Source organism: Bradyrhizobium sp. (assembly GCF_036009065.1).
GTDB lineage: Bacteria > Pseudomonadota > Alphaproteobacteria > Rhizobiales > Xanthobacteraceae > Bradyrhizobium.
In genome coordinates this window covers 1-2,105 of the sequence record NZ_DASYMN010000395.1, presented here as the reverse complement: position 1 = coordinate 2,105, position 2,105 = coordinate 1, and the positions used below count along the sequence as shown (strand labels likewise).

Below are 2,105 nucleotides of genomic sequence, written 5' to 3'. Positions count from 1 at the left end.
TTCGTCCCCTATGGGCAGCCGTCCGGATACGAAAGCAAGGTGGTGCGAACCTTCACGACGGCCCCGGGCACCACCGGCACCGGCACGTCGCGAACACCCCATCATCTGCTCAATGGGATGATCACGCCGAACGGCCTGCATTTCGAGCGTCACCACAGCGGGATTCCCGACATCGACCCGGATGTTCACCGGCTGGTGATCCACGGCCTGGTCAAGCGCCCGCTTCTCTTCACGCTCGATGAGCTGACGCGGTATCCGATGGAGTCACGGATCGCCTTTGTCGAATGCGGCGGCAATGGCCAATTGCTTTATCAGAAGGAGCCCGCGCAAGTCGGAGTTCAGCAGCTTCAGGGTCAAGTCTCTTGCGCCGAGTGGACCGGCGTTAAGCTCGCCGTCCTGCTGCAGGAAGCTGGCGTCGATCCGACGGCGAAGTGGATTCTGGCGGAAGGTGCTGATTCCGCCGGCATGAGCCGTAGTCTGCCGCTCGCCGAGATCATGCAGGATGCGCTGATTGCGTTTTACCAGAACGGCGAGCGCGTGCGGCCGGCGAACGGCTATCCCATGCGGCTGCTGCTTCCGGGATACGAAGGCAACATGAACGTGAAATGGCTGCGGCGCATCAAGCTGACCGAAGGCCCCACCATGACCAAGGACGAGACGTCGAAATACACGATCACGATGGCAGACGGCAAATCCCTCCAATTTGTTTTTCCGCAGGAAGGCAAGTCGGTGATTACGCGTCCATCGCCGGGACTCACCATGAAGGAGCCGGGCATCTACGAGATCACAGGCCTTGCCTGGTCGGGTTATGGCAAGATCGCCAAGGTCGAAATCTCGGCTGACGGCGGCAAGAGTTGGGCGCCGGCAGCTCTGCAAGAGCCGGTGCTGTCGAAGGCGTTGACGCGTTTCCGCATGGCGTGGCGCTGGAACGGCGGCCCCGCTGTCCTGCAAAGCCGCGCGACCGACGACATAGGCTACGTCCAGCCAACGCGCGAGAAAATGATCGCCGATCGTGGAAGCAGGACGATCTACCACTCCAATGCGGTCACGACCTGGGGCGTGTCCGAGAAGGGAGAGGTGAAGCATGTCTACGCATAACGCTGCTGTGGCCGCCGCTTGCGCACTTGGCTTGTTTTCATCTGCGGCGTTGGCGGACAGCCCGAACCTCGGGAAGCTCATAACTCCCGAGGAAGTCGCCCCGTGGGACATCAGCGTAAGTCCCGACGGCGCCGGTCTGCCGCCCGGCAGCGGGACGCCAAAGCAGGGTGAAGCAGTCTACGCCTCGATGTGCCTCGCCTGTCACGGCGAAAAGGGAGCCGGCAAACCGAACGACGCACTGGTTGGCGGGATTGGGTCGCTTGCCGGAGACAAACCTGCCATGAAGACCGTCGGGAGCTTCTGGCCTTATGCCACGACAATTTTCGATTACGTTCGGCGGGCAATGCCTTACAACGAATCGAAAATGCTGACCAATGACGAACTCTACGCAGTGACCGGCTATATCCTGCAGCTCAATGGCATCATCGGAGAGAACGACACGATGAATGCCCAGACACTGCCGAAGATACGTATGCCGAACCGGGATGGCTTTGTGACATTCGTCCCGGCAAAGCCGAAGTAAGTTCATCGCAGCAGATGCTCCATTGCACCTGTAGCGGTCCGGCATGAAGACGCATGCCTCGCCTGCCTCACTCCCCCTCCATCATCCTTTGATGACGCTGCTTCCGCGTGAAATACCGCGCATTCCCGCGGCCGCGTGAGCGCGGCGGCCTCTCATGCTCGGGCGGCGTCACGCGATGCGCGACGAAATCCTCGACAGCGTCGCGTGGCGCGCGGTGGAGATCGACGCCGGCCGCGCACAATTCGGCAATCGGGCGCATCGGCTCGCCCCACATCACCGCCTCCGTCCGCCGCGCCGTGCGGCTCATCGTGGCAAGCCGCGCCATCTTCCACAGCTCCAGCGCCTGCCCAAGCTTGTCGAGATCGATGGCAGGCGTTTCTTCCAGCTCGCGGACATAGCGTTCGGCGAGCGCGGCGAGGCGCGTGGCCAGCATGCGGCGCTTGAGGTAGGCGCTCGCGCGCGGGGTCGGCACGGTGCTCATGGA

General features: G+C 62.4%; 2 protein-coding genes and 1 pseudogene. 2 read left to right on the top strand and 1 reads right to left on the bottom strand.

The window, feature by feature from the left end; genetic code table 11:
* Positions 1-39 precede the first annotated feature (39 nt).
* Together soxC and VGP39_RS24145 are read left to right on the top strand one after the other, a co-directional pair.
* The gene (gene soxC, locus VGP39_RS24150; protein WP_327570613.1) at positions 40-1,098 is read left to right on the top strand and encodes a sulfite dehydrogenase; all 1,059 of its coding nucleotides are present in this window, start codon (positions 40-42) and stop codon (positions 1,096-1,098) included.
* On the top strand, positions 1,085-1,621 hold the full coding sequence (locus VGP39_RS24145; protein ID WP_327570612.1) for a cytochrome c: 537 nt from the start codon (positions 1,085-1,087) through the stop codon (positions 1,619-1,621). The genes soxC and VGP39_RS24145 overlap by 14 nt, the downstream gene beginning before the upstream one ends.
* 67 nt (positions 1,622-1,688) lie before the next feature.
* Here VGP39_RS24145 and VGP39_RS24140 read toward each other — a convergent pair.
* Positions 1,689-2,105 (bottom strand): annotated as a pseudogene (locus VGP39_RS24140) (hypothetical protein); the annotation flags it as partial.

Excerpts from the sequence above, each read along its gene's own strand:
- VGP39_RS24145 (WP_327570612.1), top strand. The coding sequence starts at position 1,085 with ATGTCTACGCATAACGCTGCTGTGGCCGCCGCTTGCGCACTTGGCTTG.